The 25,698-nt window shown below is 71.3% G+C and carries 27 protein-coding genes; 16 read left to right on the top strand and 11 right to left on the bottom strand.

Going from position 1 to position 25,698, the window contains the following annotated elements:
* Nucleotides 1–37: 37 nt before the first annotated feature.
* Nucleotides 38–1,381: an aspartate--tRNA(Asn) ligase gene (aspS, locus tag ACZ4TW_RS07320; RefSeq protein WP_465541600.1), complete on the top strand. Its 1,344-nt coding sequence runs from the start codon at nt 38–40 to the stop codon at nt 1,379–1,381.
* Between the two features lie 91 nt (nt 1,382–1,472).
* On the opposite strand, the gene ACZ4TW_RS07315 is transcribed toward aspS, so the two are convergent.
* Nucleotides 1,473–2,399, bottom strand: a complete 927-nt coding sequence (locus ACZ4TW_RS07315; RefSeq protein WP_465541599.1) for an endonuclease domain-containing protein — start codon at nt 2,397–2,399, stop codon at nt 1,473–1,475.
* A 229-nt stretch (nt 2,400–2,628) separates the two neighbouring features.
* Here ACZ4TW_RS07315 and ACZ4TW_RS07310 point away from each other — a divergent pair, with 229 nt between their 5' ends.
* Nucleotides 2,629–3,873, top strand: coding sequence for a cation:proton antiporter (locus ACZ4TW_RS07310; RefSeq protein ID WP_465541597.1), 1,245 nt, complete (start codon nt 2,629–2,631; stop codon nt 3,871–3,873).
* Here ACZ4TW_RS07310 and ACZ4TW_RS07305 read toward each other — a convergent pair.
* From ACZ4TW_RS07305 to ACZ4TW_RS07295, 3 genes are all read right to left on the bottom strand, one after another.
* A complete protein-coding gene (locus ACZ4TW_RS07305; RefSeq protein WP_465541595.1) occupies nt 3,858–5,516 on the bottom strand; it encodes an FAD-dependent oxidoreductase in 1,659 nt (552 codons plus the stop codon). The genes ACZ4TW_RS07310 and ACZ4TW_RS07305 overlap by 16 nt on opposite strands.
* A gap of 61 nt (nt 5,517–5,577) precedes the next feature.
* Nucleotides 5,578–5,853, bottom strand: coding sequence for a glutaredoxin family protein (locus ACZ4TW_RS07300; protein WP_465541593.1), 276 nt, complete (start codon nt 5,851–5,853; stop codon nt 5,578–5,580).
* Nucleotides 5,854–5,930: 77 nt separating this feature from the next.
* Entirely contained in the window at nt 5,931–6,029 is a 99-nt protein-coding gene (locus tag ACZ4TW_RS07295; protein WP_003792170.1) for a 30S ribosomal protein bS22, read from the bottom strand.
* A gap of 115 nt (nt 6,030–6,144) precedes the next feature.
* On the opposite strand from ACZ4TW_RS07295, the gene ACZ4TW_RS07290 reads away from it, so the two are divergent.
* Nucleotides 6,145–6,654, top strand: a complete 510-nt coding sequence (locus ACZ4TW_RS07290; RefSeq protein ID WP_465541591.1) for a GNAT family N-acetyltransferase — start codon at nt 6,145–6,147, stop codon at nt 6,652–6,654.
* Nucleotides 6,655–6,665: 11 nt separating this feature from the next.
* Here the strand turns inward: ACZ4TW_RS07290 and ACZ4TW_RS07285 are convergent, their stop codons facing one another.
* The gene (locus tag ACZ4TW_RS07285) at nt 6,666–7,106 is read right to left on the bottom strand and encodes an ArsR/SmtB family transcription factor (protein WP_465541590.1); all 441 of its coding nucleotides are present in this window, start codon (nt 7,104–7,106) and stop codon (nt 6,666–6,668) included.
* 71 nt (nt 7,107–7,177) lie between these two features.
* Here ACZ4TW_RS07285 and ACZ4TW_RS07280 point away from each other — a divergent pair, with 71 nt between their 5' ends.
* From ACZ4TW_RS07280 to ACZ4TW_RS07260, 5 genes are all read left to right on the top strand, one after another.
* Nucleotides 7,178–8,623 (top strand): TrkH family potassium uptake protein, encoded by a 1,446-nt coding sequence (locus ACZ4TW_RS07280; protein WP_465541588.1) that lies wholly within the window; start codon nt 7,178–7,180, stop codon nt 8,621–8,623.
* Nucleotides 8,616–9,284 carry a potassium channel family protein gene (locus tag ACZ4TW_RS07275; RefSeq protein WP_465541586.1) on the top strand — a complete coding sequence of 223 codons (669 nt, stop codon included), beginning with the start codon at nt 8,616–8,618 and terminating at the stop codon, nt 9,282–9,284. Before ACZ4TW_RS07280 ends, ACZ4TW_RS07275 begins: the two co-directional genes overlap by 8 nt.
* A 78-nt stretch (nt 9,285–9,362) precedes the next feature.
* A complete protein-coding gene (locus ACZ4TW_RS07270) occupies nt 9,363–10,298 on the top strand; it encodes an ABC transporter ATP-binding protein (protein WP_465541585.1) in 936 nt (311 codons plus the stop codon).
* Entirely contained in the window at nt 10,295–11,917 is a 1,623-nt protein-coding gene (locus tag ACZ4TW_RS07265) for an ABC transporter permease (RefSeq protein ID WP_465541583.1), read from the top strand. The genes ACZ4TW_RS07270 and ACZ4TW_RS07265 overlap by 4 nt, the downstream gene beginning before the upstream one ends.
* A gap of 29 nt (nt 11,918–11,946) precedes the next feature.
* The gene (locus ACZ4TW_RS07260) at nt 11,947–12,414 is read left to right on the top strand and encodes a GbsR/MarR family transcriptional regulator (RefSeq protein ID WP_465541581.1); all 468 of its coding nucleotides are present in this window, start codon (nt 11,947–11,949) and stop codon (nt 12,412–12,414) included.
* A 9-nt stretch (nt 12,415–12,423) separates the two neighbouring features.
* Here ACZ4TW_RS07260 and ACZ4TW_RS07255 read toward each other — a convergent pair whose 3' ends face one another.
* A complete protein-coding gene (locus ACZ4TW_RS07255; protein ID WP_465541579.1) occupies nt 12,424–12,819 on the bottom strand; it encodes a hypothetical protein in 396 nt (131 codons plus the stop codon).
* Between the two features lie 76 nt (nt 12,820–12,895).
* Here ACZ4TW_RS07255 and rlmC point away from each other — a divergent pair, with 76 nt between their 5' ends.
* Nucleotides 12,896–14,023, top strand: a complete 1,128-nt coding sequence (gene rlmC, locus ACZ4TW_RS07250) for a 23S rRNA (uracil(747)-C(5))-methyltransferase RlmC (RefSeq protein WP_465541577.1) — start codon at nt 12,896–12,898, stop codon at nt 14,021–14,023.
* Nucleotides 14,024–14,127: 104 nt separating this feature from the next.
* Here rlmC and proC read toward each other — a convergent pair whose 3' ends face one another.
* The gene (gene proC, locus ACZ4TW_RS07245) at nt 14,128–14,991 is read right to left on the bottom strand and encodes a pyrroline-5-carboxylate reductase (protein ID WP_465541576.1); all 864 of its coding nucleotides are present in this window, start codon (nt 14,989–14,991) and stop codon (nt 14,128–14,130) included.
* Nucleotides 14,992–15,014: 23 nt separating this feature from the next.
* Between proC and ACZ4TW_RS07240 the strand changes: the two genes are divergently transcribed.
* Both ACZ4TW_RS07240 and ACZ4TW_RS07235 read left to right on the top strand, forming a co-directional pair.
* Nucleotides 15,015–15,977 carry a cation diffusion facilitator family transporter gene (locus tag ACZ4TW_RS07240; RefSeq protein WP_465541574.1) on the top strand — a complete coding sequence of 321 codons (963 nt, stop codon included), beginning with the start codon at nt 15,015–15,017 and terminating at the stop codon, nt 15,975–15,977.
* Nucleotides 15,974–16,723, top strand: coding sequence for a glutamine amidotransferase-related protein (locus ACZ4TW_RS07235; RefSeq protein ID WP_465541572.1), 750 nt, complete (start codon nt 15,974–15,976; stop codon nt 16,721–16,723). The genes ACZ4TW_RS07240 and ACZ4TW_RS07235 overlap by 4 nt, the downstream gene beginning before the upstream one ends.
* A 25-nt stretch (nt 16,724–16,748) precedes the next feature.
* Here the strand turns inward: ACZ4TW_RS07235 and tadA are convergent, their stop codons facing one another.
* Nucleotides 16,749–17,228 carry a tRNA adenosine(34) deaminase TadA gene (gene tadA, locus ACZ4TW_RS07230; protein WP_465541571.1) on the bottom strand — a complete coding sequence of 160 codons (480 nt, stop codon included), beginning with the start codon at nt 17,226–17,228 and terminating at the stop codon, nt 16,749–16,751.
* A gap of 48 nt (nt 17,229–17,276) precedes the next feature.
* Here tadA and upp point away from each other — a divergent pair, with 48 nt between their 5' ends.
* The 4 genes from upp (at nt 17,277) to ACZ4TW_RS07210 (ending at nt 21,400) form a co-directional block, all read left to right on the top strand.
* A complete protein-coding gene (gene upp / locus ACZ4TW_RS07225; RefSeq protein WP_465541569.1) occupies nt 17,277–17,909 on the top strand; it encodes a uracil phosphoribosyltransferase in 633 nt (210 codons plus the stop codon).
* 505 nt (nt 17,910–18,414) lie between these two features.
* Nucleotides 18,415–19,194 carry a winged helix-turn-helix domain-containing protein gene (locus ACZ4TW_RS07220; RefSeq protein ID WP_465541567.1) on the top strand — a complete coding sequence of 260 codons (780 nt, stop codon included), beginning with the start codon at nt 18,415–18,417 and terminating at the stop codon, nt 19,192–19,194.
* A gap of 434 nt (nt 19,195–19,628) precedes the next feature.
* Nucleotides 19,629–20,120 carry a MarR family winged helix-turn-helix transcriptional regulator gene (locus tag ACZ4TW_RS07215; RefSeq protein ID WP_465541565.1) on the top strand — a complete coding sequence of 164 codons (492 nt, stop codon included), beginning with the start codon at nt 19,629–19,631 and terminating at the stop codon, nt 20,118–20,120.
* 2 nt (nt 20,121–20,122) lie between these two features.
* Nucleotides 20,123–21,400, top strand: coding sequence for an ATP-binding protein (locus ACZ4TW_RS07210; RefSeq protein WP_465541563.1), 1,278 nt, complete (start codon nt 20,123–20,125; stop codon nt 21,398–21,400).
* Nucleotides 21,401–21,724: 324 nt separating this feature from the next.
* Here ACZ4TW_RS07210 and ACZ4TW_RS07205 read toward each other — a convergent pair whose 3' ends face one another.
* The 3 genes from ACZ4TW_RS07205 to ACZ4TW_RS07195 all read right to left on the bottom strand — a co-directional run bounded on the left by ACZ4TW_RS07205 (nt 21,725) and on the right by ACZ4TW_RS07195 (nt 23,752).
* Nucleotides 21,725–22,042: a GNAT family N-acetyltransferase gene (locus ACZ4TW_RS07205; RefSeq protein ID WP_465541562.1), complete on the bottom strand. Its 318-nt coding sequence runs from the start codon at nt 22,040–22,042 to the stop codon at nt 21,725–21,727.
* A complete protein-coding gene (locus tag ACZ4TW_RS07200; protein ID WP_465541560.1) occupies nt 22,039–22,488 on the bottom strand; it encodes an Hsp20/alpha crystallin family protein in 450 nt (149 codons plus the stop codon). The genes ACZ4TW_RS07205 and ACZ4TW_RS07200 overlap by 4 nt, the downstream gene beginning before the upstream one ends.
* Nucleotides 22,489–22,579: 91 nt before the next feature.
* Nucleotides 22,580–23,752, bottom strand: a complete 1,173-nt coding sequence (locus ACZ4TW_RS07195) for a hypothetical protein (protein WP_465541559.1) — start codon at nt 23,750–23,752, stop codon at nt 22,580–22,582.
* 152 nt (nt 23,753–23,904) lie between these two features.
* Between ACZ4TW_RS07195 and ACZ4TW_RS07190 the strand changes: the two genes are divergently transcribed.
* Nucleotides 23,905–25,698, top strand: a 1,794-nt coding sequence (locus ACZ4TW_RS07190; RefSeq protein WP_465541557.1) for an alpha-amylase family protein, incomplete at its 3' end; no start/stop codon positions are given.

The raw sequence follows: 25,698 nt of genomic DNA, 5'->3' as shown, positions 1-25,698 counted from the left end.
TCGGGCGCGGAAATCGCGGCCGGTAGGATGGCCTCTCGTGAACACGCGCACCCTCGTCAAGGACCTCGCCGCCCTGCCCGACGGCCCCGTCACCGTTTCCGGATGGGTCGAGACGGTCCGCGACCAAAAGAAGGTGCAGTTCATCATCCTGCGCGACGAGTCGGGGGCGGTGCAGCTCGTGAACCCGGCCGTGCGCGAGCTCGACCCCGAGGGCGTCAGCGTCGGTGCGGCAGAGGCGCTCGCGCTCACCGAGCAGATCTCGGCGCTGGGTCACGGCACGTTCATCTCGGTCTCCGGCGACCTCAAGCACGACGAGCGCGTCAAGCTCGGCGGGCTCGAGGTGAAGATCGGCTCGCTCGACGTCGTCTCCGAGGCGCTCGAGACGCCCATCGCGGCCGACTCGAGCCTCGACAAGCGCCAGGACTGGCGCTTCCTCGACCTGCGCCATCCGAGGCAGAACCTCATCTTCCGCATCCAGACCACGTTCCTGCACGCGCTGCGCACGTACTGGGTCGAGCGCGACTGGGTCGAGATCCAGACGCCGAAGCTCATGGCATCGGCATCCGAGTCGCGCGCCGAGCTGTTCGAGCTCGGCTACTTCGAGGGCACGGCGTACCTCTCGCAGAGCCCGCAGTTCTTCAAGCAGATGGCGCAGCCCGCGGGTTTCGGCCGCGTCTTCGAGGTCGGGCCGGCGTTCCGCGCCGACCCCTCGTTCACGTCGCGGCACGCGACCGAGTTCACCTCGATCGACGCCGAGATGAGCTGGGTCGACTCGCACGAGGACGTGATGCGGATGCACGAGGAGCTCCTCGTCGCGGCGTTCACCGCGGTGAAGGAGAAGCACGGCGCCGAGATCCAGGAGCTGTTCGGCGTCGAGATCACGGTGCCGACCACGCCGTTCCCGCGCATCCCGCTCGCCGAGGCCAAGCGCATCGTCGCCGAGCGCGGCTACGTCGTGCCGCGCGCCGACGCCGACATGGACCCTGAGGGCGAGCGCCGGATCTCGCAGTACGTGAAGGACGAGTTCGGGCACGAGTTCGTGTTCCTCACCGACTACGCGTCGAGCATCCGCCCGTTCTACCACATGCGCCACGCGGATGACCCGGGCCTCACGAACTCGTACGACCTCATCTTCAACGGCGTCGAGATCTCGACGGGCGCACAGCGCGAGCACCGCATCGACGTGCTCGTCGAGCAGGCGAAGGAGAAGGGCCTCGACCCCGAGGAGCTCGGCTTCTACCTCGACTTCTTCCGCTACGGCGTGCCGCCGCACGGCGGGTTCGGCATGGGCCTCGCGCGCGTGCTGATGCTCATGCTGCACGAGCACTCGATCCGCGAGACGACGTACCTCTTCCGCGGGCCGACGCGCCTGCTGCCGTAGGTCTCTCGCCGGCCCGCCCGGCGCTACTCCTCTGGCATGAGATGACGCGAATCGCTGCTCCCGGGACGCGTGAGCAGCGGTTCCCGTCATCTCATGCACCGGACCCCGACGGCGCCCAGCCCGAGTTGACGAGGGCCTCGCGCACCCGCTCGATGCGAGCCGCGCGCTTCGGGCCGACGTGCGACGCGTTGAAGCGGATGACGCGCCATCCGGCGCGTGCCAGGTCATCCAGCCGGTCGACGTCGCGCGCGTACTGTGCTCGCTCCGCGCGGTGGTGCTCGCCGTCGTACTCGACCACCACGCGCCATTCCGCGTAGACGAGATCGCCGATGGCGATCAGCCCGCCGGACTCGTCGTGGATGGATACGTTGACGTCGGGCTCGGGCAGCCCGGCGTCGATGAGGTCGAGCCGGAGCGCGGTCTCGGCCGGCGAGTCGGTCCTCGGCCGCACGCGGGCGAGCGCGCGTGCCAACCGGCGCGAGCCGCGCCGGCCCGCCAGCGCTGCCACCGCCCGATGCACGGCATCCAGCGTCGCGAGGGGTTGCTGCCGCCGGACGAGCGCGTCCCCGAGCACGACGAGCTCCCGCTCGGACAGCTCGGCTCCCAGCTGACACCATGCGTCGATCGCCGACACCATCCGCAGCCCGTCGATCACGCGGACCGTGACGAAATCGCGCTTGATCCGGTGACCGCGCACGCCGGCAGCACGCGGAATCCCGTGAGGCGCGGCGGACGCGACATCGATCGCGCCATCCGGATGCTGCCCCGCGACGGGCAGACCATGCAGCGCCGCGGCCGTGCGGTGGCTGAACGCCTCGGTCGGCCGCATCCGCTCGGCGTACGCGCGGCAGACGCCGAGCAGGTCGAGGTCGACGGATGTCGCGACGCGAACGCCGTGGAAGGGGCGAGCGAGGTCCGGTCCGCGCAATCGACCCTCCCCGAGGCCGGCGCCGCGCGCCCGCCCCACCGAGAACGGCGACCCCGCGAGCTTCGTCGGCAATGCCACGCGCGCACCCATGGGGACAGCCTTGCCGCGCTCCCGCTCGCGTCGGGACGAACCCGCTCGTGGCACACGCAGTCCCTGCCCTCCCGTGGGTGTGGAGGACCAGTCGCGGGGCCGTCGCTTCCCATGCGAGATGACGCGGACCGCGGTTCATCGGCGCGCAGACCACGTTTCGCGTCACTTCACGGGGAGAGGCGGGACGGCGCGCGTGCGTGCCGACGGACGCGGGCGTCAGACTGAGCGTGTGGAAGCGCTGCTCCTGTCGTTCGCGGTCGTCCTGCTCGCCGCGATCCTGATCTCCGGTATCGCGCACCGCACGGTGCTGTCGACGACGGTGCTGTTCCTCGTGGCCGGGTTCCTGCTGGGCAGCGGCATGCTCGACGTGATCGTGCTCGATCCGACCGATCCGACCGTCACCACCGTCTCCTCGCTCGCGCTGTTCATCGTCCTGTTCACCGACGGCCAGGAGATCGGGCTGCGGGAACTGCGCCGGGCATGGCACCTGCCCGGGCGGGCGCTGCTGCTCGGCATGCCGATCACGTTCGCGATCACGACCGTGCTCGGGGTGTGGCTGCTCGGCTTCACCTGGCTCGAGGCGGCCCTGGTCGCGGCGGTGCTCGCGCCGACCGATCCGGTGTTCGCGTCGGCGATCGTCGGGCGCGGGGAGATCCCGTACCGGGTGCGGCACCTGCTGGGCGTGGAGTCGGGCCTCAACGACGGCCTCGCCCTGCCCGTGGTGCTCATCCTCATCGCCACGGTCGGCGGCCCTGAGGTCGAACCGCTCGTGCTCGCCGAGGAGCTCGTGCTCGGCGTCATCGTCGGCATCGCCGTGCCGCTCGTGGTCTCGTGGCTGGTCCGCCGGCCGGTGTTCACGCGCACGCCGCTCTACGCGTCGCTCACCCCCGTGGCGGTCGGCCTCATCGTCCTCGGCATCTGCACGATCACGCACGCCAACCTGTACCTTGCGGCGTACGCGGCGGGCATCACGGTCGCGACGGCGGCCCCCGAGATGCGCGACGCGTTCCACCAGCTCGGGGGTCAGGTCTCGGAGCTGGTCAAGCTGCTCGCCATCCTGATGTTCGGCGCACTCATCTCGCCGGCACTGCTCGTCGACGTGCCGTGGACCGGCTACCTGTTCGGCCTGCTGCTGATGCTCGTCGCGCGGCCCGTCGCGGTGGAGCTGTCGCTCATCGGCAGCCGGCTGCCGTGGGAGGAGCGGGCGACCGCGGCGTGGTTCGGCCCCAAGGGCTTCGCCTCGGTGCTGTACGGCCTGCTCGTGCTGCAGAGCGGTGCGCCGGGTGCGGAGTTCATGTTCCACGTGATCGTCGTTGCGATCGCGCTGTCGATCCTGGCGCACTCGTCGACCGACGTCCCGATCGCGGCGTGGTTCGCCCGGCGCGAGGCGGCCGACCGGGAGGCGCACGCGACGTGGCGGGACACGCCCGAGCCCGGGCGTCGCGCCATCCGCCCGCCTCAGGCGGAGGACTGATCGACGGGGGCCGGCTCGACGGGGGCCGGCTCGGCGGCGGCCTGTTCGGCGACGGCCGGCTCGGCAACGGCCGGCTCCGGCTCGGCGACGGCCGCAGCGCCCGCGGCCCGCTCGGCCGCACCCGCGCGCAGCACCTCCTCGAGCGGCGTCACCTCCGCGCGCTCGAGGTCGCGGACCCCCGGCCCCTCGATCCGGTGCCCGCGGCGGTCGAAGCGCGACGCGTGCAGCGGGCAGTCCCACGTGCACTCGGCGTCGTTCCAGCGCAGCACGCCACCCATGTGGGTGCAGATCGCCGAGACCTCGCACGTGTCGCCCCCGACCGTCGAGACGCCCACGGGCCTCGCCCCGCGCCGCAGCACGACGCCCACGCCCTCGGGCGGCGCCGGCGCGGCCTGCGCCTCGGGCGCGCGGAGCGCGTTCACCCAGCCGCTGACCGCTGCCGCGCCGACGCGCGCACCCTCGGCCACGCCGCGCGCGAAGTCGACGGGCAGCGTGAGCCGCGTCCCGATCGTCCACCCCCAGTCGGGGCGGCGGGCGCCCAGCATCTCGTGCGTGATGCGGATGGCCGCAGCGGTGCCGTTCGTGAGCCCCCACTTCGCGTAGCCGGTCGCGAACCAGACGCGGCCGCGGCCCCGCGGCATCCGGCCGACGAAGGGCACCTCGTTGTGCGACTCGTAGTCCTGCGCCGCCCACTGCTCGGCGTCGACCACGTCGGGCCACCACGTGTGCGTCCACTCGAGCAGCTCGTCGAGCAGCTCGCGCGTGCTGGACTCGCGGCCGGTGCGGTGGTCGGCGCCGCCCACGATCAACTGCCGGCGACCGCCGTGCTCGATCGAGCGGATGCTGCGGCTCGGCGAGTCGACGGAGAGGTACAGCCCGTCGGGCAGGCGCGCGGCCGCCTCGGCGGGCGCGTCGAACGAGGCGAGCATCGACCGGAACCCGCCGGTCTTCGCCCAGTAGAGTCCGCGGTCGAGCATGGGCGCGCCCGTCGCGATGACGACCTGGTCGGCCGTGTACGTGCCCGCGCTGGTGCGCACCCGCACGGGATCGGAGGCGCGCACGCCGAGCGCGCGCACGCCCGTGACGAGCCGGCCGCCGCCGCGGGCGAACAGGGCGGCGAGCCCGCGCATGAGCTCGGCGGGGTCGAGCGCGACCTGGCGGTCGAGCGCGGCCGCACCCGCGAGCGGGAAGGGCACCCCGTCGGGCACGTCGTTCACGCGCCGCACCGGCAGCCCGGCCTCGCGGCCGGCCCGCACCTCGGCGTCGACGGCGTCGAGACCGTCGACGGACTGGGCGTAGCTGTACGCCGTCGCCTCGCGGTAGGCGACGTCGGCCCGTTCGCACGCCCGCCGCAGCCACTGCTGGCCCGCGCGGTTGGCGTCGACGTACGCGCGGACGAGCCGCGCGGGGTGTCCGCGCCGGATCTTCGAGAGCCGCGTGCCCTGCAGCAGGCTCGCCTTGCCCGTGTTCCGCCCGCTCGCGAGGGCGCCCGCGACATCCTGCTCGAGCACGGTCACGCGCCGGCCGGCGTCGAGCAGCATGATCGCCGTCGAGAGCCCGGTGATGCCCGCTCCCACGACGACCACGTCGGTGTGCTCGAGGGCGGCCTGCTGGTCGGCGTGCGGTGCGGCGAGGGTCGTCATGCCGCAAGTCAACGCCTGCGGCATCCGATTTTCACCCCCTTGAGCGAGCGGATGCCACGGGCTAGCGCTTCGCGAGCAGCGCCGTCTTCAGGCGTACCGGGTCGATGCGCCAGTACCCGTGCACCTCGTCGTCGATGAGCAGCACGGGGATCTCCTCGGCGTACCGCGCGCGGAGCGCCTCGTCGTCGAGGATGGACCGCTCCTCGAGGCTCGTGCGGGGCGCGTCGGGCGTCGCGGCGAGCTCCTCCCGGACGCACTGCACGACTTCCCGTGCGTCGTCGCACAGGTGGCACCCCGGCTTGCCGATCAGGGTGAGGCGGATGGCGCTGGGGGTCACCCGCTCAGGATACGCGCGCCGAGGCAGCGAAAAGCGCCAGGCCTGACGGCCTGACGCCCTGCCAGTGGTCGAGTCGACTACTTCTTGTTGCGACGCTGGTGGCGAGTCTTGCGAAGCAGCTTGCGGTGCTTCTTCTTCGCCATGCGCTTGCGACGCTTCTTGATGACGGAACCCACGAAAACCTCACAAAGATCGGGCCGGCCGCGCGTGCCGCAGCCGTGGGCGGAAACGCCCCGCGGTAGTCTAGCCCATTCGCCGACGCGGCGCCGAGCCATCCGCTACGGTCGAGGGATGCCACGACCCGGACTCGTGATCCGAACCACGCGCGAAGCCGACTGGGCGGCGGTGCGGGAGCTGCGCCTCGAGATGCTGCGCGACACCCCGATCGCGTTCGGCGACACCCTCGAGCGGGCGCTCGCCTACGAGGAGGCCGAGTGGCGCGTGCGCGCGCGTCGCGGCGAGGCGAGCGAGCAGACGGTGATCGTCGCGATCGAGGGCGACCGGTGGGTCGGCACGATGGGATGCTACGTGCCGGATGCCGCGACCGGGCCGCTGCTCGTCGGGGTCTACGTCGCACCCGACCGGCGCGGCGAAGCGGCCGGGGTCACGCGCGCGCTGCTCGACGAGATCGAGCGGTGGGCCGCCGAACGGAGCGACACGCTCCGGCTCGAGGTGCACGAGGACAACCCCCGGGCGCGTCGGTTCTACGAGAAGCTCGGGTTCGCGTACACGGGGCACCGGCGTCCGTACGAGCTGGAGCCCGGCGGCATGGAGCTCGAGATGGAGAAGCGGGTGCGCTGAGGCGTCCTGGCCTACTTGCGCTTGCGCTGCGCGACGACCGCCGTGACCTGGTGCGCGGTGTCGGCGAACGCCTTTCCGAGCGCCGACGCGAACGCGCGCTGCTCGTCGTTGAGGCCCTCGTCGGCTCCGGCGTCGGCGCCGGCGAGCGTGACGGCGTCGGCCGCGGCATCCGTCGACACGAAGGGGATGAGCCAGTCTTCCAGCCGCTCGAGCGGCGCGCGGTCGAGGCGGTAGTAGCGGTGCTGGCCCTCCTCGCGAACGCCGACCAGTCCGGACTCGCGCAGCACCTTGAGGTGCTTGGACACCGTGGGCTGGCTGACGCCCAGCGCCGTGACGATCTCGCCGACGCTGATCTCGCCGCCGGACTCGGGAACCGACGTCTCGCGGTCGAGGAGGACGCCGAGGATGTCGCGCCTGGTCGGGTCCGCCACCACGTCGAAGATGTCCGCCATGGCTCAAGGGTAGTCAGTCCGCGCGGACAGCGGGGAGTACGATGACACACGCGTCGAGCGAGGGAGGGCGGATGGCCGCGCAACCCGTGGGACGCCGGGGAGTCGCCCGGCGCTCGTGGTTGGGCCGTATCCGCGACGCCATCGACGGCCTGGTGCGCAGCTCGCCCTCGCGGTTCGCGATCCTGATCTTCGCGGGGCTCGTGCTCATCACCACCCTGCTGCTGTCGCTGCCGCTCGCCCGGGCCGGAACCGGCACCGGCGGCACTCCGCTGTACGACGCGTTCTTCACCGCCGTCTCGACCATCTGCGTCACGGGACTCACGACCGTCGACATGGCCACGCACTGGTCGCCGTTCGGCAACGCGGTGATCTTCATCGGCATGAACATCGGCGGCATGGGCGTGCTGACGCTCGCCTCGATCCTCGGCCTGGTGATCTCCCGGCGCCTCGGCCTGCGCGCACGGCTGATCGCCGCGAGCGACACGAACGTCGCGCGCACGCATGCGGGCCCCGTCTCCGAGCAGCAGGCGATCCGGCTCGGTGAGGTCGGCGGCCTGCTGGCCACGGTCGCGCTGAGCACGCTCGCGATCGAGTCGGTCATCTTCCTCGGGCTCATCCCGAGCGTGCTCGCGCAGGGCTACGACGTGGGCACGAGCCTCTGGTACTCGGCGTACTACTCGGTCAGCGCGTTCACCAACACGGGCTTCGCACCCAACGCGCTGGGCCCTGTCGAGTTCTTCGACGACTACTGGTTCCAGTCACTGCTCATGCTCGACGTGTTCCTCGGCAGCCTGGGCTTCCCGGTGATCTTCGCGCTCCTGCGCACCTGGAGGTTCCCGCGTCGCTGGAGCGTGCACGTCAAGCTCACCCTCACGACCACGGCGGTCCTGTGGGTCGCGGGCGCGCTCACGTTCCTCGTGCTCGAGTACGACAACCCCAAGACGTACGGCTCGTTCGGCTTCGGCAAGACGCTGTACGAGGCGTTCTTCATGTCGACCATGACCCGCTCGGGCGGGTTCGCGACGATCGACATGGCCGACCTGTACGGCTCGAGCCTGCTCGTGACCGACATGCTGATGTTCGTCGGCGGCGGCTCGGCGTCGACCGCCGGCGGCATCAAGGTCACGACGCTGGCCGTGCTGTTCCTCGCCGCGTACGCGGAGGCGAAGGGCAAGCCGGCCATGGAGGCGTTCGGGCGCCGCATCCCCCGCGACATGCTGCGCCTCGCGGTGAGCGTGGTCCTGTGGGGCGCGACGATCGTCGCCGTGTCGACCGTGATCATCGTGCAGATGACGAAGGCGCCGCTCGACTTCGTGCTGTTCGACGTGATCTCCGGCTTCGCCACGTGCGGTCTCTCGACCGGCCTCACGAACGACCTGCCGCCGGAAGGCAAGTACGTCATGGCGCTGACCATGTTCATGGGCCGCGTCGGCACCGTCACGCTCGCGGCGGCGCTCGCCGCCTCGCAGAAGCGCCAACTGTTCAAGCGACCGGAAGAGAGGCCCATCGTTGGTTGATCGCATCAAGCACGACGCCCCCGTGCTCGTCATCGGACTCGGCCGGTTCGGGGCCGCCACGGCCGGCCAGCTCGATCGCCTCGGCCGCGAGGTGCTCGCCGTCGACGAGGATGAGGGCCTCGTCCAGAAGTGGGCCGAGCGGGTCACCCATGCGGTGGTGGCCGACGCGAAGTCGCTCGACGCGCTGAAGCAGATCGGCGCGCAGGAGTTCTCGATCGCCGTCTGCGCGGTCGGATCCTCGGTCGAGGCCTCGGTGCTCATCACAGCCAACCTCGTCGACCTGAAGATCCCGCAGATCTGGGCGAAGGCGATCTCGACCTCGCACGGCAAGATCCTCGAGCGCATCGGCGCGAACCACGTCATCTACCCCGAGCGGGAGGCCGGCGAGCGCACCGCGCACCTGGTGTCGGGCCGCATGCTCGACTTCATCGAGTTCGACGACGACTTCGCGCTCGTGAAGATGTATCCGCCCAAGCCGATCCGGGGCAAGAACCTCACCGAGTCGGGCGTGCGCTCGCGGCACAACGTCACCGTGGTGGGCGTGAAGAGCCCCGGCAAGCCGTTCACGTACGCGACCGAGAAGACCGTCGTGTCCAACCACGACCTCATCATCGTGTCGGGCACCGAGGGCGACATCGAGAAGTTCGCGGCGCTCGAGTGATCGGGGGCGTGACATCCTCCCGTTAGGGCTTCGTTAGGAGAATTCACAACATTGTGAATCCGGCGTAGCATCCGGATTATGACCACCGTCATCAGCACCCGCGAGCTCCGGAAGCACTTCGGGCGCACCATCGCCCTCGACGGTCTCGACCTGACGGTCGAACCCGGTGAGATCCACGGCTTCCTGGGCCCCAACGGCGCCGGGAAGACCACGACCCTCCGCATCCTGCTCGGCCTCGCCCGGGCATCCGGCGGCGAGGCCGCGCTCTTCGGCCGCGATCCCTGGACGGATGCCGCCGACCTGCACCGCCGCGTCGCCTACGTGCCCGGCGACGTCTCGATCTGGCCGAACTTCACCGGTGGGGAGTCGATCGACCTGCTGAGCCGGCTGCGCGGCGGAACCTCCGACAAGGACGCCTACCGGCAGCGCAAGGAGCGGCTCTGCGAGGCCTTCCAGTTCGACCCGAGCAAGCGAGGGCGCTCGTACTCGAAGGGCAACCGGCAGAAGATCGCGCTCATCGCCGCATTCGCCAGCCCGGCCGAGCTCTACCTGCTCGACGAGCCCACGAGCGGACTCGACCCGCTCATGGAACAGGTCTTCAACCGCGAGATCAGCCGCGTGACCGCAGAGGGCTCGACGGTGCTGCTCTCGAGCCACATCCTGTCCGAAGTCGAGCAGCTGTGCGACCGCGTGAGCATCATCCGGGCCGGCCGCATGGTCGAGAGCGGCACCCTCGCCGAGCTCAGGCACCTCACCCGGACCGAGATCGCGTTCGTGCACCGACCCGGACAGGAGCAGGCGATCGACGCGATCGACGGCACGCACGACCTCACCATCGACAGCGGACGCGTGAGCTTCACGGTCGACAGCGACCGGGTCGCGAGCGTCCTGCCGGAGCTGGCACGTCTCGACGTGCAGGGCCTCACCGTCGCACCCCCGTCGCTCGAGGACCTTTTCCTGCGCCACTACGACAACGAGCTCGCGGAGATCGTCACGAGGGAGGCACGGACGTGACCCGGCTCACGGTGCTGCTCCGGCAGCGGATCCGACGCGACCGCCTCCAGCTCGCGCTGTGGGTGCTCGGCACCGCGCTCCTCGCGTACGCCGCGATCGCGGCGGTGCTCGACACCTTCGCCGAGGAGGAGGACCGACGTCAGATCCTCGGGGTCGCCATCGCGACCCGGACCATCCTCGTGTTCCGCGGCACGCCGAACGGCGTCGACGACGGCGCGTTCGCGTTCTTCCTCCTCTTCGCCTGGCTTTCGCTCATGGGCGGACTGATGAGCACCTTCCTCGCCGTGCGGCACACCCGTGCCGAGGAGGAGCAGGGCCGCGCCGAGTACATCGCCTCGACCCCTGCGGGACGCATCCTGCCGACGGCGGCGACGGTCGTGCACGGCGTGCTCGCCAACCTCGCACTCGGCCTGTTCATCGCGCTCGCGTGGATCGCGGCAGGCCTCGATGCGACCGGATCGTTCGTCGGCGGCGCCGCCATCGCCGCGTCGGGCGTCGCGTTCCTCGCCTTCGGGCTCTTCGCGGCGCAGCTGTTCCGCACGTCGCGCGCCGCGAACTCCCTCTCGGTCGCGTTCGTGCTCGCCGCGTACCTCCTGCGCGGACTCGGGGACGCTGCCGGAACCCCATCCGAGGACCTGGTGCGTGTCACGCCGGCGTGGCCCAGCTGGCTGAGCCCGATCGGCTACGGCCAGTTCACCGGCGCCTTCGTCGAGAACGACCTCACGCCGCTGCTCGTCCCGATCGGATTCGCCGTCGTCGTCATCGCCGGCGTATTCGCACTCCAGTCAGTGCGCGACCAGGGGGCGAGCCTCCTCGCCGGCCGCAGCGGGCGCGTCACGGCGGGGCCGATGCTGTCGAGCTCGTTCGGGCTCACGTGGCGGCTCAACACGCCGATCCTGCTGTCGTGGACCGCGGGCGGCATCGCGACGGGCCTGCTCGCCACCTCGCTCTCCTCCATCGTCGCCGACTTCTCCGGCGACCTTCCGCAGATCGCCGAGATGCTGCGCCAGGCGATCGGCAGTGAGGCGACCATCGAGCAGGCCTTCGTGGGGACGTTCTACGGCATCGTCGGCATCCTCGCCGCCGCCTGCGCGGTCCAGGTCGGCATCCGCGCACGCCAGGAGGAGGCCCACGGCACGGCGGAGCAGGTGCTCGCGACGCGGGTCCCGCGCGTGCGGTGGCTCCTCGAGTACTGGATCGTCGGTGTCATCGTCATCGTCGTGGTCCTCGCCGCTGCCGCGCTCGCGGGCGTGGTCGGCGCCGCGCAGTCCGATGCCGCCGAGACGCTCGTCCCGAACGTGATCGAGGCGGCGGCCGCGCAACTGCCGGCGTGCCTCGTGTTCCTCGGGCTGACGCTCCTGGTGTTCGTGTTCGCACCGCCGGCGACCATCCCGCTGGGCTGGACCGTCCTCGGCCTCGCCGCGATCATCGGCACGTGGGGGCCGCTCCTGCAGCTGCCGGAATGGGTCACGAACCTGTCGCCGTTCACGCACTCCCCCGTGCCGGCGGGCGGTGACACCGACTGGACCGGTGGCTTCTGGCTGCTCGGCATCGGCCTCGCCGCAGGGGTCGCCGCCGTGGTCGCCATGAATCGCCGGGAGCTCGCGAGCGGCGGTTGAGCGCGAGTGGCGGATGGGAGACTGAGCGGATGCCGCGCGACGAGCAGGGCCTGAAGGCCGCGGTCGAGCAGTCGGCCGCGGTCCTCACGGCCGCGGGCTTCCCCCGCATGCCGGCTCGGGTGCTCATGGCGCTGCTCGTCGCCGAGGAGGGCGGCCTGACCGCGAGTGAGCTCGCCGAGCGGCTCGGTGTCAGCGCCGCGGCGATCTCGGGCGCGGTGCGCTACCTGGAACAGATCGGCATCCTCCACCGCGTGCCGCAGGCGGGCAGCCGCCGTGACCGCTGGGAGTTCCTCGACGACGCGTGGTACACGGCGCTCATGGCGAAGAGCCCCGTCTACGGCGTCATCGCCGACCTCGGCGACCGGGCGGCGGACGCGATCGGCGACGAGTCCGAGGCCGGGGCCCGGCGTGCCAGGGAGATGGCGCGGTTCTACCGGTTCATCGACACCCGGATGCCCGATCTCATGCGGGAGTGGGAGGAACTGCGCGCACCCTGATCGGGCCGGTCAGGCCATCGCGCCCGCGACGGTCGACGCCACGGTGGAGACGAGGCCGATGCCGAGGAGGATCACCGCCAGCGTGCCGAGCAGGCGCGGCACGGGCGAGTCCGCCTCGAACCGCAGCCGGTCGGGCGTGCGCCGCCGGTACCAGGCGCGCTGGGTCTCCTCGCCGCGGACATGATGGTGCTCGTCGGGCTCGAGGCCGCGCTCGTGGAACTCGCCCTCGGCGAACCACCTCACGCGCGGACCACCCGAACCGTCGACCACGACCGCCTCGGTCGGCTCCCACGTGCCGTCGGCCATGCGCGCGAACGCGAACGCGAGCAGGCACAGCCCGCCGCCGACGAGGGTGATCCACGCGACCACTTCACCGACGAGCGCGATCACGTCGAGCACACCCATGACGCCGAGCGTACCTGCGGTTCGAGTCGACGGATGACACGACGTCGCGCCGTTGGCGGCCGCGTACCCTTGACGGGTGCAGTGCCCGTACTTCGACGCGGGGCGATGCCGGTCGTGCTCGCTCATGGGCCGTCCGTACCCGGCGCAGCTCGCCGACAAGCAGCGGCACGCCCAGGAACTGCTCGGGCCCTTCGACGTGCCGGCGTGGCTGCCGCCGGTCGCCTCCGGCGAGCGCGACTACCGCAACAAGGCGAAGATGGTCGTCGGCGGCACCGTCGACGCCCCCACCATCGGCATCCTCGACGCCGATGGGCACGGGGTCGACCTGCAGGCGTGCGGCATCTGCTCACCCGGGCACCGCGCGGCGTTCCCGGTGCTCGCGCGGTTCATCACGCTCGCGCGAATCACGCCCTACGACGTGGCATCCCGCCGCGGCGAGCTCAAGCACGTCATCGTCACCGAGTCGCCCGACGGCGAGCTGATGGTGCGCTTCGTGCTGCGCTCGACCGAGCCGCTCGGCCGCATGCGCAAGCACCTGCCGACGCTGGTCGCCGAGCTGCCGAACGCGCGCGTCGTGACCGCGAACCTGCTCCCCGAGCACAAGGCCGTGCTCGAGGGTGCCGACGAAGTGGTGCTCACCGACGCCGACACGCTGGCGATGCGCCTGAACGACGTGACGATGCACCTGCGTCCGCAGAGCTTCTTCCAGACGAACACCGCGATCGCCGAGGCGCTCTACGCCGAGGCGCGCGACTGGATCCGCGAGCTCGCGCCCGAGGCCGCCTGGGACCTCTACTCCGGCGTCGGCGGGTTCGCGCTGCACCTCGCCTCCGGCGCCACCGAGGTCACGGGCATCGAGACGAGCGTGGAGGCGGTCGCGAGCGCCGAGCTGAGCCGAACGGATGCCGCGCTCTCACGCGTGCGCTTCGCAGCGGGCGATGCCACCGCGTTCGCGCTCGCCGCGGCATCCGCCCCCGATCTGGTCGTCGTGAACCCGCCGCGCCGCGGGATCGGCGCCGAGCTCGCCGGCTGGCTCGAGCGGTCGGATGCCGCGCACGTGCTCTACTCGAGCTGCAACGTCGCGTCACTCGCGAAGGACCTCGCCGCGATGCCGTCGCTGCGCCCCGTGAAGGCGCGGGTGTTCGACATGTTCCCGCAGACGACGCACTTCGAGGTCATGGTCCTCCTCGCCCGCGCCGCCTGACCCGCAGATTCCTTTTCTCAGGCCCCTGCGCGCAGAACCACACGTTTCTCAGGCCGACACGCCGGGCTCGAACGCGACCCGCCGGATAACGCCTGAGAAAAGGATCACGCGCCGGCGGCGAGTTCGCGTGCGCGGGCGAGGGCGGCGTCGGTGGCGCGACCGAAGAGCGCGGCGAGGTCGGCCTCCTGCAGCACGGCGATGGCCCGTTCGGTGGTGCCCTTCGGGCTCGTGACGCGTCGGCGCAGCTCGGCCGGGTCGTCGGCGGATGCCGCGAGCAGCTCGCTCGCGCCGCGGAACGTGCCCTGCACCATCGTCGCGGCCTGCTCGGGCGTGAAGCCCTTGGCGATCGCCGCATTCGTGAGCTCCTCGATGAGGAGGAACACGTACGCGGGCCCCGACCCGGAGATCGTCGAGAGCGCGTCGAGCTGGGACTCGGGCACGACGAGCACCTCCCCCACGGTCTCGAACAGGGAGACCACGAGCGCCAGGTCGGCCTCGCTCGATCGCGTGCCGGCCGACACGCCCGTGACCGCTCGACCGACGACCGCGGGCGTGTTCGGCATCGTGCGGATCACCGACACGTGCGACGGCAGGTGCGCCTCGAAGGTCGCCACCGTGACGCCCGCCGCGACGCTCACCACGACGGCACCGGGCTCGAGCGCGTCGGCGACCTCGTCGAGGAGGTCGGGCACCATGGCGGGCTTGACCGCGACGACGACGAGCTTCGCGCCGGCGACCGCGCGGCGGTTGGCCGCGGCATCCGCCTCGGTCGCGTACGCGGTCACGCGCGGTTCGTCGTCGAATTCGGCCGCGCGGGCCTCGCTGCGATTGGTGGCGCGGATGCCGCCGGCCACCGTGACATGCGGCTGCAGGAGTCCGGCCAGGATCGCGCGGGCCATCGATCCTGCCCCGAGGAAGGCGATGGTGGGGAGTTCAACGGGCGCGTCAACCGGCTGGCGGGAGGTCATGGGAGCCATCCTAGGATTGGCGCATGAGCGCATCAGGCGGACACAAGGCCATCCTCGCGGCGTTCCTCGCGAACACCGGCATCGCGGTGACGAAGTTCATCGCATGGCTCGTCTCGGGGTCGGCTTCGATGCTCGCCGAGGCGGTGCACTCGGTGGCGGATGCGGGGAACCAGCTGCTGCTCTTCGTCGGCGGCAATCGCGCCAAGCGCGAGGCCGACCGCGAGCACCCGTTCGGCTACGGGCGCGAGCGCTACGTGTACGCGTTCGTCGTGTCGATCATCCTGTTCTCGGTCGGCGGACTGTTCTCGATCTACGAGGGCGTCGAGAAGATCCAGCACCCCCACGCGCTCGAGAACGCCTGGGTTCCGCTGATCGTGCTCGCGATCGCGATCGTCCTGGAGTCGTTCTCGCTGCGCACCGCGGTGAAGGAGTCGAACCTCGTGCGCGGCAAGCAGACCTGGGTGCAGTTCGTGCGTCACGCGAAGGCGCCCGAGCTGCCCGTCGTGCTCCTCGAGGACATCGCGGCCCTCCTCGGCCTCGTCTTCGCCCTGTTCGGCGTCGGCCTCACCGTCATCACGGGCAACACGATCTTCGACGCGATCGGCACGCTCATGATCGGCACGCTGCTGATCGTCGTCGCGATCATCCTCGGCATCGAGACGAAGAGCCTGCTGGTGGGCGAGGGCGCGGGCGCCGGCGATCTCGGCAAGATCGAGAACGCGATCCTCGCGGGCCCCGAGGCCGAGCGCATCATCCACATGAAGACCCTCTACCTCGGTCCCGACGAGCTCCTCGTCGCGGCCAAGCTCGGCTTCCACGGCGGCGAGACGCTCGCCGAGGTGTCGACGGCGATCAACGTCATCGAGGAGCGGGTGCGGCACGCCGTGCCCACCGCCCGCGTGATCTACCTCGAACCCGACATCTACGTCGACCCGAACGAGCACGCCCCGCCCACCGACGCCATCGTGATCAAGGGCCTCGAATGACGGCTGCCGCGGGCGCGTCGGCGCGTCCGGTCGCCCTGGTGCTCCGCCACGATTCCGCGATCGGCCTCGGCAACCTCGGCCCGGTGCTCGAGGCGCACGGTTACGAGGTCGCGACCGTCGACGCGCCGCGCGAGGATGTCGCCGCGATCGACGCGCTCGCGCCCGACCTCATCGTGGTGCTCGGCGGCGACGAGGCCGCCTACGAGACCGACCGCTACCCGTACGTCGGGCACGAGATCGACCTGCTCCGGCAGCGGATCGCGGCGAAGGCACCGGTCTTCGGGGTGTGCCTCGGCGCCCAGATGCTCGCCGACGCGCTCGGCGGTCGCGCCTACCGCGGGCCGCGGAAGGAGGTCGGATGGCTCGGGGTCGACGTGACCGAGGCGGGCGAGAGCTCACCGGTGCGTCACGCCCGCGGCGTCCGCTTCGTGCAGTGGCACGGCGACACGTTCGACCTGCCCGAGGGGGTCGAGGTGCTGGCGTCGTCGCCCGAGTACGCCAATCAGGCGTTCCGCGTCGGCGACTGGCTGCTCGCGGTGCAGTTCCACCCCGAGGTGACGCCCGCGATCCACGACGACTGGCTGGCCGCCTGGGGCGACGAGCTGCCCGAGTACGGCCTCACGGTCGAGCGCATGCGCGAGCTGCAGCTCGAGTGCGGTCCGGCCGCCGAGGCCGCCTCGAGCGCGATCCTCGGCGAGTTCCTCGACGGGCTCGCCGCGTCGCGACAGGTCCGCCTCGCAAGCTGACGAGCAGCGTGCCTTCGCCCCGACCCTAGTCGGCGCGTCGACGGCGGGCGGGGTCCTCGAAGAAGTCGAGCAGCAGCCGCGCCGCGGCATCGGCCTCGATGCCGGCGTAGACCTCGACCCGGTGGTTCAGCCGCCGGTCGCGCAGCACGTCGTAGAGCGACCCGCCCGCGCCCGCCTTCTCGTCCCACGCGCCGAAGACCACCGTCGGGATCCGCGCCGCGACGATCGCGCCCGCGCACATCACGCACGGCTCGAGCGTGACCACGAGCGTGCAGTCGGTGAGGTGGCGGTCGCGCGTGACCCGCGCGGCCTCGCGGATGGCGAGCAGTTCCGCATGCGCGGTCGGATCCTCGCGGCGTTCGCGTTCGTTGCGGCCGGTCGCGATGACCTGGCCGTCGCGCACGACCACGGCACCCACGGGCACGTCGCCGGTGGCGAGCGCCGCGGAGGCCTCGGCGAGTGCCAGCCGCATCCATTCCGCGTGCTCGGGCAGCTCGACCGGCATCCCTCGCCCCTTCTCGCTGGCGGAACCCCCGCAACTAGACTCGAGCCTATGCGAGTCCACGTTGCCGACCACCCGCTGATCACCCACAAGCTGACGGTGCTGCGCGACGTGAACACGCCGTCGCCGGTGTTCCGCTCCCTGGTCGAGGAGCTGATGACCTTGCTCGCGTATGAGGGCACACGCGACGTGCGCGTCGAGCCCCTCGACATCGTGACGCCCGTGGCACCCACCACGGGCGTTCGCATCGCCGACCCGAAGCCGCTGATCGTGCCCATCCTGCGGGCGGGCCTCGGCATGCTCGAGGGCATGGTCAAGCTGCTGCCGAGCGCCGAGGTCGGCTTCCTCGGCATGGCGCGCAACGAAGAGACGCTCGAGCCGACCACCTATGCCGAGCGCCTGCCCGACGACCTCAGCGGCCGGCAGTGCTTCGTGCTCGACCCGATGCTCGCCACCGGCGGCTCGTTGACCGCGGCCATCGAGTTCCTGCTGCAGCGGGGCGCGACGGATGTCACGGCCATCTGCATCCTCGCCGCGCCCGAGGGCCTCCGGGCCGTCGAGGAGGCGCTGCACGGTCGCGAGGTGTCGATCGTCCTCGGCGCCGTCGACGAGCGCCTCAACGAGCACGGGTACATCGTGCCGGGCCTCGGCGATGCGGGCGACCGCCTGTACGGCACCGTCTGACTCGACGTTTCGTCCCGGTCACCGCGACCTCACGTCGCAGGATCTTCGCCGTGAGACACGCCGCTGCACGTTTCGAATTCCACAATTCGACGAATTGGCTTCTCATCGAAGAATCTTCTCCACCGTCGGATGATTCGTCCGAACCTCGCACGGGCGGGCGCGCCGCGCGCATCGCGTGCGACGTCACGCGCCGTCATCCCCGTGTCACGGTTTGACACATCGCGGAACGTGGGTTTGACTTTCGCTCATGACTGACACCGCACGCACCCTGACCGCCCGCGAGGCGAACAGGACTGCCGACATGATGATGTCGGCGCGTGCCCCCATGTGTTGTCGAATGTGCCGCTGACCAGCGAACCCTCCGCCGAGTCACGCGACTGATCCCACCCCGATCGGCGCTGCTCCGTCGAACCCGATGCTCTTCCGGGTTCCCCCGGCCACCACAGGCCTTCGCTTCAGACCCTTCACCGGGGTCGTCGACGCATCTTCAGCACAAGGATCCGCCATGTCTCTCGCTCTCGCTCCCGCCGTCCGCCCGTCCCACCCCGCCGTCCGCCCGTCGCACCCCGCGGCGTACGCCCCGCAGCCCGCCCGCCCCGCCGCCGCCCCGCCCGCACCCGCCTCGGTCCCGGCTCCGGCTGCGCCCGCGCAGGCCGCGCCCCGCGTGCGCGCCGTGCCCGAGGGCACCGAGGCGCGCGGGTTCGTGCTCTACGTCGGGCTCGACGAGGCCAAGGCCGTCGCCGACGGCACCACGCTCCACCGCCTCGTCGAGGCGATCCGCACCTTGACCGCTGAGATCGCGCCGTCGGCCGAGACCTACGCCGCGGTCGCGCTCGCCCCCGAGGGAGCCGGCGGCCGCGACGTCGACGTCGTCCGCCTCGCCCTGCAGGACCCGACCGCTCTCGCCCGCCAGCGCGAGTCGCAGGGCCTCCAGGGGGATGCCGACCGCCATCCCGACGGCGTCATCATCGACATCTCGCGCAAGCGCGTCCTGCTCGACGGCGAGGCCGCGGGCCTCACCTACAAGGAGTTCGAGCTGCTGCAGTACCTCGTGCTCCGCGAGGGCCGCACGATCGACCGGCACGAGCTCATCGACGGCCTCTGGTCGGGCGAGGACGAGGTGCCCAACGAGCGCACGATCGACGTGCACGTCCGTCGCCTGCGCTCCAAGCTCGCCCACTACCAGGACATCGTGCGCACGGTCCGCGGCGTCGGCTACCGCTTCGACCGGCACGCCGACGTCTCGATCCGCCAGGCGTCCACGCCGAGCCCCGACGTCTTCTGATCCCGGCCCGTCACGCCGTCCCCAGTGGGTCGCGGCAGCGCCTGCGGACGCGCGAGGATCGACGCGTCATCCTGCATCGACGGCCGACCACGGCGAGAGATGCCGCTCGACCCGACGTCCGGAAAATCACCCGCATTCGGGGCACACAGGGCTAGCGCCCGTTACCGATCCGTTATATATTCGAAGAGCACCGGTTGTTTGCTGTGGCGGCCGGTGCGGAATGTGATTGCAGGACACTCTTGGTGCAAGGGCGAGGGCCGGTCGTCAGCCTCTACGACCGGCCCTCAACCGTGTCCGCAGCGCTTCGCCGCCCCCACGTTCGGGGCGCATCGCGCGCGTCGCCCCGACCGGATCCCTCGGCCGCCGACGGTCTTCGCTATCGTCGGACACGGCGGTGCCGCTGAGGGCCGCCGAGCCTGACGGAGGGAGCACGGGTGGCTGATCGAGCGACGGCCGTTGCGGCATGGGAGGCACTCTTCCGGGCGCAGGTCTCGGTGATGCGGAGGCTCTCCGCGGTGTTCCCCACCGAGCTGATGTCGCTCAACGAGTACGACGTGCTCTTCAACATCTCTCGTGCCCCGGGCCGGCGCCTGCGACTCAAGGAGCTCAACCGGCACGTGCTCATCTCGCAGCCGAGCGTGAGCCGTCTCGTCGACCGCCTGGTCGCGCGCGGTCTCGTCGAGAAGACCGACGACCCCCTCGACGGCCGCGGCACCATCGTGCAGCTCACGCCGAAGGGCTTCGAGGAGTTCCGCCGCGCCGCGATCCAGCACATGCACGCGATCACCGACCGGGTGGGCACCGCGCTCGAGGATGACGAGCTGCGCCGGCTGATCGAGCTCTGCGACCGCCTGCGCGAGGCGCAGGGTCCGGCGGCCGGCGCGCCGGCGGGCGAGCACCGCGACGACCGGGAGCGCGAAGGCTGAACATGGCGAACTGGCGGATTCGCGACTTCCACGCCGACGACGTCGACGGGATCCTGCGACTCTGGGAACAGGTCGCCGCCGCAGCCGCCGAGCCGGTGTACAACCTCGCCGAGGTGCTCGCCTCCTGCACCGAGGACCATGCGGTGGTCGCGGTCCGAGGCGACCACGTCATCGGCGCCGCCGTCGGCAGGGTCGCGCACGCCCAGGGCTGGGTCGTCTTCCTCGCGACCGCGGCCGATGACCGCGGGCGCGGCATCGGATCCTCGCTGCTCGCCGCCCTCGAAGCCCGGATGGCGCCATCCGGCGTCTCGAAGCTCTCGGCGCTCATGCCGGCCGCCGAGACGCGGGTCGGCGCGTTCCTCCACCAGGGCTTCGAGCTGAAGCAGGACCTCCACTACTTCGAGCGGCACATTCCCGTGCAGCGCGAGGAGCTGAAGCTGCTCGCCGAGCTCGGCGGCCGGGTCCTTCCCCGCGGACTGTGGGACGCGGTCGGCGGGATGGCACGCGAGAAGGAGCTCCTCGAACGCCGCCTGGTCCTGCCGCTCGCCCAAGCCGAGCTCGCGGAACGCTTCGGGGTCGCGCCGCCCCGCGCCGTCGTGCTCTTCGGGCCGCCCGGCACGGGCAAGACGACCTTCGCCAAGGCGATCGCCTCCCGGTTGGAGTGGTCGTTCGTCGAGGTGTTCCCCTCACGCCTGGCCGCCACGCCGGGTGCGCTGGCCGGCGCGCTGCGCGAGACCTTCCTCACGATCTCCGAGCTCGAGCACGCGGTGGTGTTCATCGACGAGGTCGAGGAGATCGCCTCCCACCGCCAGGGCGAGCCGCCGTCGCCGACGCAGGGCGTGACGAACGAGCTGCTGAAGATCATCCCCGCCTTCCGGGAGCAACCCGACCGGCTGCTGATCTGCGCCACGAACTTCATCCGCGCGCTCGACTCGGCGTTCCTGCGGCACGGGCGGTTCGACTACGTCATCCCGATCGGGCTGCCCGACGAGGAGGCGCGGACCGCGATCTGGGGACGGTACATCCCGCCGGCCGCGGTCGACGTCGACGTCAGCACGCTCGTGGCGATGACGGACGGCTTCTCGCCGGCCGACATCGAGTACGCCGCGCGGAAGGCGTCGCAGTCGGCGCTCGAGAAGGCCGTGTACTCCGACGACGCCGATGCGCGCGGCCCGCACCTCGAGGACTACGTCACCGCGATCGCGGCCACGCGGGCGACGGTGTCGGCCGAGGTCGCCGCCGAGTTCCTCGAAGACATCGAGACGGTCGGGCGGCTGTAGCCGAGCGCGCTGCGGCGACGCGCGGCGGCGTGCGACCGCGGACGTGACGTACCGCGGACATGACGGTGGGGCGGGAACCCTACCTCCCGCCCCACCGCGGCCTCACAGGAGGCCCTCCCCGCCGAGCGACCCGAACTGAGCTCGGCGAGCCAACCTCCCGAGCGACCGTGCTGGGACACATGGCGGTCGCGTTCGCCGCGGTGCGACGATCTGTCGGGTCGGGTTCCCGACTCGGGGTTTTGAGGAATGCTATCTTCCGCCGTCGAAGGCCGCAGTGCCCCAGAGCGGGGGTCAGGATCCGGACCGGCAGGTCCGGATCCTGACTCATGCGGCGGGCGAGGTGCCGGCCGGCCAGTCGACCGAGGCCTCGTAGCCGTGGTGCCGGCGGAGGTACGCCGCGATGAACGGGCACCTCGGGACGATCCGCTCGCCGCGAGCGACGGCGTCGTCGAGCACGTGCCTCGCGAGGCGGCTGCCGAGCCCCTGACCTTCGAAGGCCGGGTCGATGATCGTGTGGATGAACACGATCCGGCCGGGTCGGAGGTGGAACTGGACGTGGCCGGCGAGCGTGTCGCCGACGAACAGCTCGTACCGTTCCGTCTCGTCGTCGCGCTCGATGCGGACGTCGTCGTCGTCGGTCACGACTCGACCGAGCGCGTCGCCTCCGGCACCTGGACCGTACGCGCCGAGTCGGCGGTCTCGACGGCCACCTTGCGCGGCTTCGCCTTCTCGCTGACCGGGATCGTCACGCTCAGCACGCCGTTGGCGTAGCTCGCCGCGATGCGCTCGGTGTCGACCCCCTGCCCGAGGTTCAGCTGCCGCAGGAACGACGCGGCCTCGCGCTCGCGGGTGATCCACTTCACGTCCTCGCCGGACGGGAGCGTGCGCTCGGCGCGGATCGTGAGCAGCTGGCCGTCGACGTCGATGTCGACCGATCCCGGGTCGATGCCGGGCAGGTCGGCCGTGAGGACGTAGTGGTCGCCGTCGCGGTAGAGATCCATCGGCATGCGTCGCGGCCCCCGTCGGTTCGATTCGAAGAGCGCGGACGCGAGACGGTCGAGGTCGCGGAACGGGTCGGTGTTGGCCATGATCTCTCCTTTCATCGCTGCGAAGTTGAGTCGTGTGGACTCATGCTTGTATTCCATGATACGAGTTGAGTCGGCTCGACTCAACTTCTCATCAGGAAGAACGCGCGAGCGCCGGCGCCATTCCGCGGGAGCGTCCGCCGACGGCGAACGTCGGAATCGCGGTCACGCGGCGCTCGGGCCGAGGTGGTGCGGGCTCGGGCCCCATCGAGGGGTGCGTCGTCACGACCAGCGCGATGAGCCACACGAACACCAACGCGAACGCCACGACCTCGAACACCGTGAGCGAGGCGAGTCCGAGCCGGTCGTACACGATCCAGGTCCCGACCTCGACGGCCAACGACGCCCAGGACGTCACGACGAGTCGCCGCGGCATCCGTCGCACGAGCCACGGGGTGAGCGAGGCCAACAGGAAGAACGCGGCGCCGGCGGCGCTCGCGAACACGTTGTGCAGCAGTTCCTCGGTATTGATGGGCACCAGCCCGACGCCCGCCAGCGCGAGGCCGATCACGGCGATCAGCACCTTGGCCGTCGCCACCGCCCCGCGTCGGGCGGCGTACTCGGGGCGCACGAGGCCGCTCGCGAGCCGGCCGGACATCGCGGCCATCGCACCGCCCGAGAAGATGAGCGCGAGGTTGAAGCACGCCGCCGCGAAGTCGCCCGATGTGCCGAGCGTGCTGAAGTTGTTCACCCACCACTCGCCGGTCGACGTGAGGCTCATGCTCGCCAGGCATCCCGCCGCGAGCAGCATCGCGACCATGTTGAACGATCGGTACGCCGACTGGTGGTGCGCGCGCCGGTGCACCGAGCCCGTGACCGCGCCGAGCGTGCCCGCGAACAGCGCGCTCGCAGTGAGGTGACCGCCGGGCAGCGGGGCGAACGCCTCGGCCGCCGCGCCCACGGCGAGCGCGGCGATGGTCGCCCATACCGAGGCGTTGGCCATGGCACCGAGCCCGGGGCTCGCCCAGACCACGCGACAGCGGCCGCGGGGTCGGCGGTCGGTCGGCGCGGACGCCACGGCGAGCGCCGCGAGCAGGAGACCCGCGACGCCGATGGCCGCGGCCACGCACAGCGGGTCGAACACGACGTGCAGGCCCTCGTGCGCACCATGCCGGCCGTCCGCCGCGTGCACCACGTGGACGAAGTGGAGCAGTTCGCTGGCCACGGCGACGGCGACCGCCGCGGCGATGGCGATCATGGCCGTCGCGAGGGCAGCATGACGGACGATCGGCGCCGGGCCGATCGCGACGGCTCGCACACCCCTCATAGCCGAACTCTCGATCGCGGGAATCAGACCGGTTCGAGCCTAGCCCGCCCCACCGGGCCCGTCACGCTCCCGAAGTGGGGCCTCGCCGGCATACGGGGCGGATTCACAGCGCTCGCCTCCCGTTCGCGGGACAGATGCGGCAGGCTGGGCACATGGCACGACTGGGAATCGACGCCGATGTCGACCTCGCCCGGATCCGACCGTCGGCGGCGGCGCCTGCGACCACGGCCGACGCCGAGTTCATCCGGCGCCTCACGACCCACTTCCCCACCCTGCATGGGTTGTTCCGCCGCCTGTACGGCGAGCGCGACGACGGGCTCGACCAGCTCGCCGGGGTGATCGACGACGCGGAGACATCCTGGGCCGCGCGGCCCGCCGACCTGAAGGAGGCCGATGCACGCCGCGAGCAGGACACCGGATGGTACCTGTCGAACCGCATGCTCGGCGGCGTCTGCTACGTCGACCGGTACGCGGGCGATCTCGCCGGCGTCCGCGCACGGATCCCCGAGTTCGTCGAACTCGGCCTGACGTACCTGCACCTCATGCCGCTGTTCGCGGTGCCCGAGGGCAACTCCGACGGCGGCTATGCGGTCTCGAGCTACCGGGCCGTCGCGCCGCACCTCGGCACCATCGACGACCTGCGCGGCCTGGCCGCCGAGCTGCGTGCGAACGGCATCTCGCTCGTGCTCGACTTCATCTTCAACCACACCGCCTCGAACCACGACTGGGCCCGCAAGGCGGTGGCGGGCGAGCCGGGGTACGAGGACTTCTACCTGATCTTCCCCGACCGCACGATGCCCGATGCGTACGAGAAGACGGTGCGCGAGATCTTCCCCGACGACCACCCCGGCTCCTTCGTGCAGCTGCCCGACGGGCGCTGGATCTGGGCGACGTTCCACACCTTCCAGTGGGACCTCAACTACGCCAACCCGGCCGTGTTCCGCGCGATGGCCGGCGAGATGCTGTTCCTCGCGAACCTCGGCGTCGACGTGCTGCGCATGGACGCCGTCGCCTTCATCTGGAAGCGGCTCGGCACGCCGTGCGAGTCGCTGCCGGAGGCCCACCTGCTGCTGCAGGCCTTCAATGCGGTGCTGCGGATGGCGGCGCCATCCCTGCTGTTCAAGTCCGAGGCGATCGTGCACCCCGACGAGGTCGCCGAGTACATCTCGCTCGGCGAGTGCCAGCTCTCGTACAACCCGCTGCAGATGGCGCTCACGTGGGAGATGCTCGCGACCCGCGACCCGCGCATGCTGCGGCAGGCGCTCGAACGCCGGCACGCGCTGCCCGAGGGCTGCTCGTGGGTCAACTACGTGCGCGGCCACGACGACATCGGCTGGACCTTCGCCGATGAGGATGCCGCCGAGTTCGGCATCCAGGGCTTCGACCATCGCCGGTTCCTCAACGCGTTCTACGTCAACCGGTTCCCGGGCAGCTTCGCGCGCGGCGTGCCGTTCCAGGAGAACCCGCGCACGGGCGACGCGCGCGTCGCGGGCACGACGGCCTCGCTCGCGGGCATCGAGGCCGGCGACGCCCACGGTGTCGACCGCGTGCTGCTCGCGCATTCGATCGCGCTCTCGACGGGCGGCATCCCGCTCGTCTACCTCGGCGACGAGGTCGCGCAGCTCAACGACCACTCCTATCTCGACGACCCCGCGCTCGCCGACGACAGCCGCTGGGTGAACCGCCCGCCCTATCCCGCCGAGGCGTATGCGCAGCGGAACGATCCCTCGACGCCGGCGGGCGCCGTCTACGCGGGCCTGACGCGGCTCATCCGCGTGCACCGCGAGACCCCCGAGCTCGCGGGCGGCCGGCTCGTCCCGTTCGACGCGAAGCACCCGACGGTTCTGGGCTACCAGCGGCCGGGCGCGGGGGGGGGGGGGGGGGGGGCAGCCCCCACCACTATTGTTCTCTTTCCACCTCCCTCGTCGCCTCTGCCCCCATCGCCG

Source organism: Agromyces sp. NPDC029043 (assembly GCF_055564615.1).
Note: the sequence above shows the minus strand (reverse complement) of the source record. Positions and strands in the feature narration are given on the sequence as shown.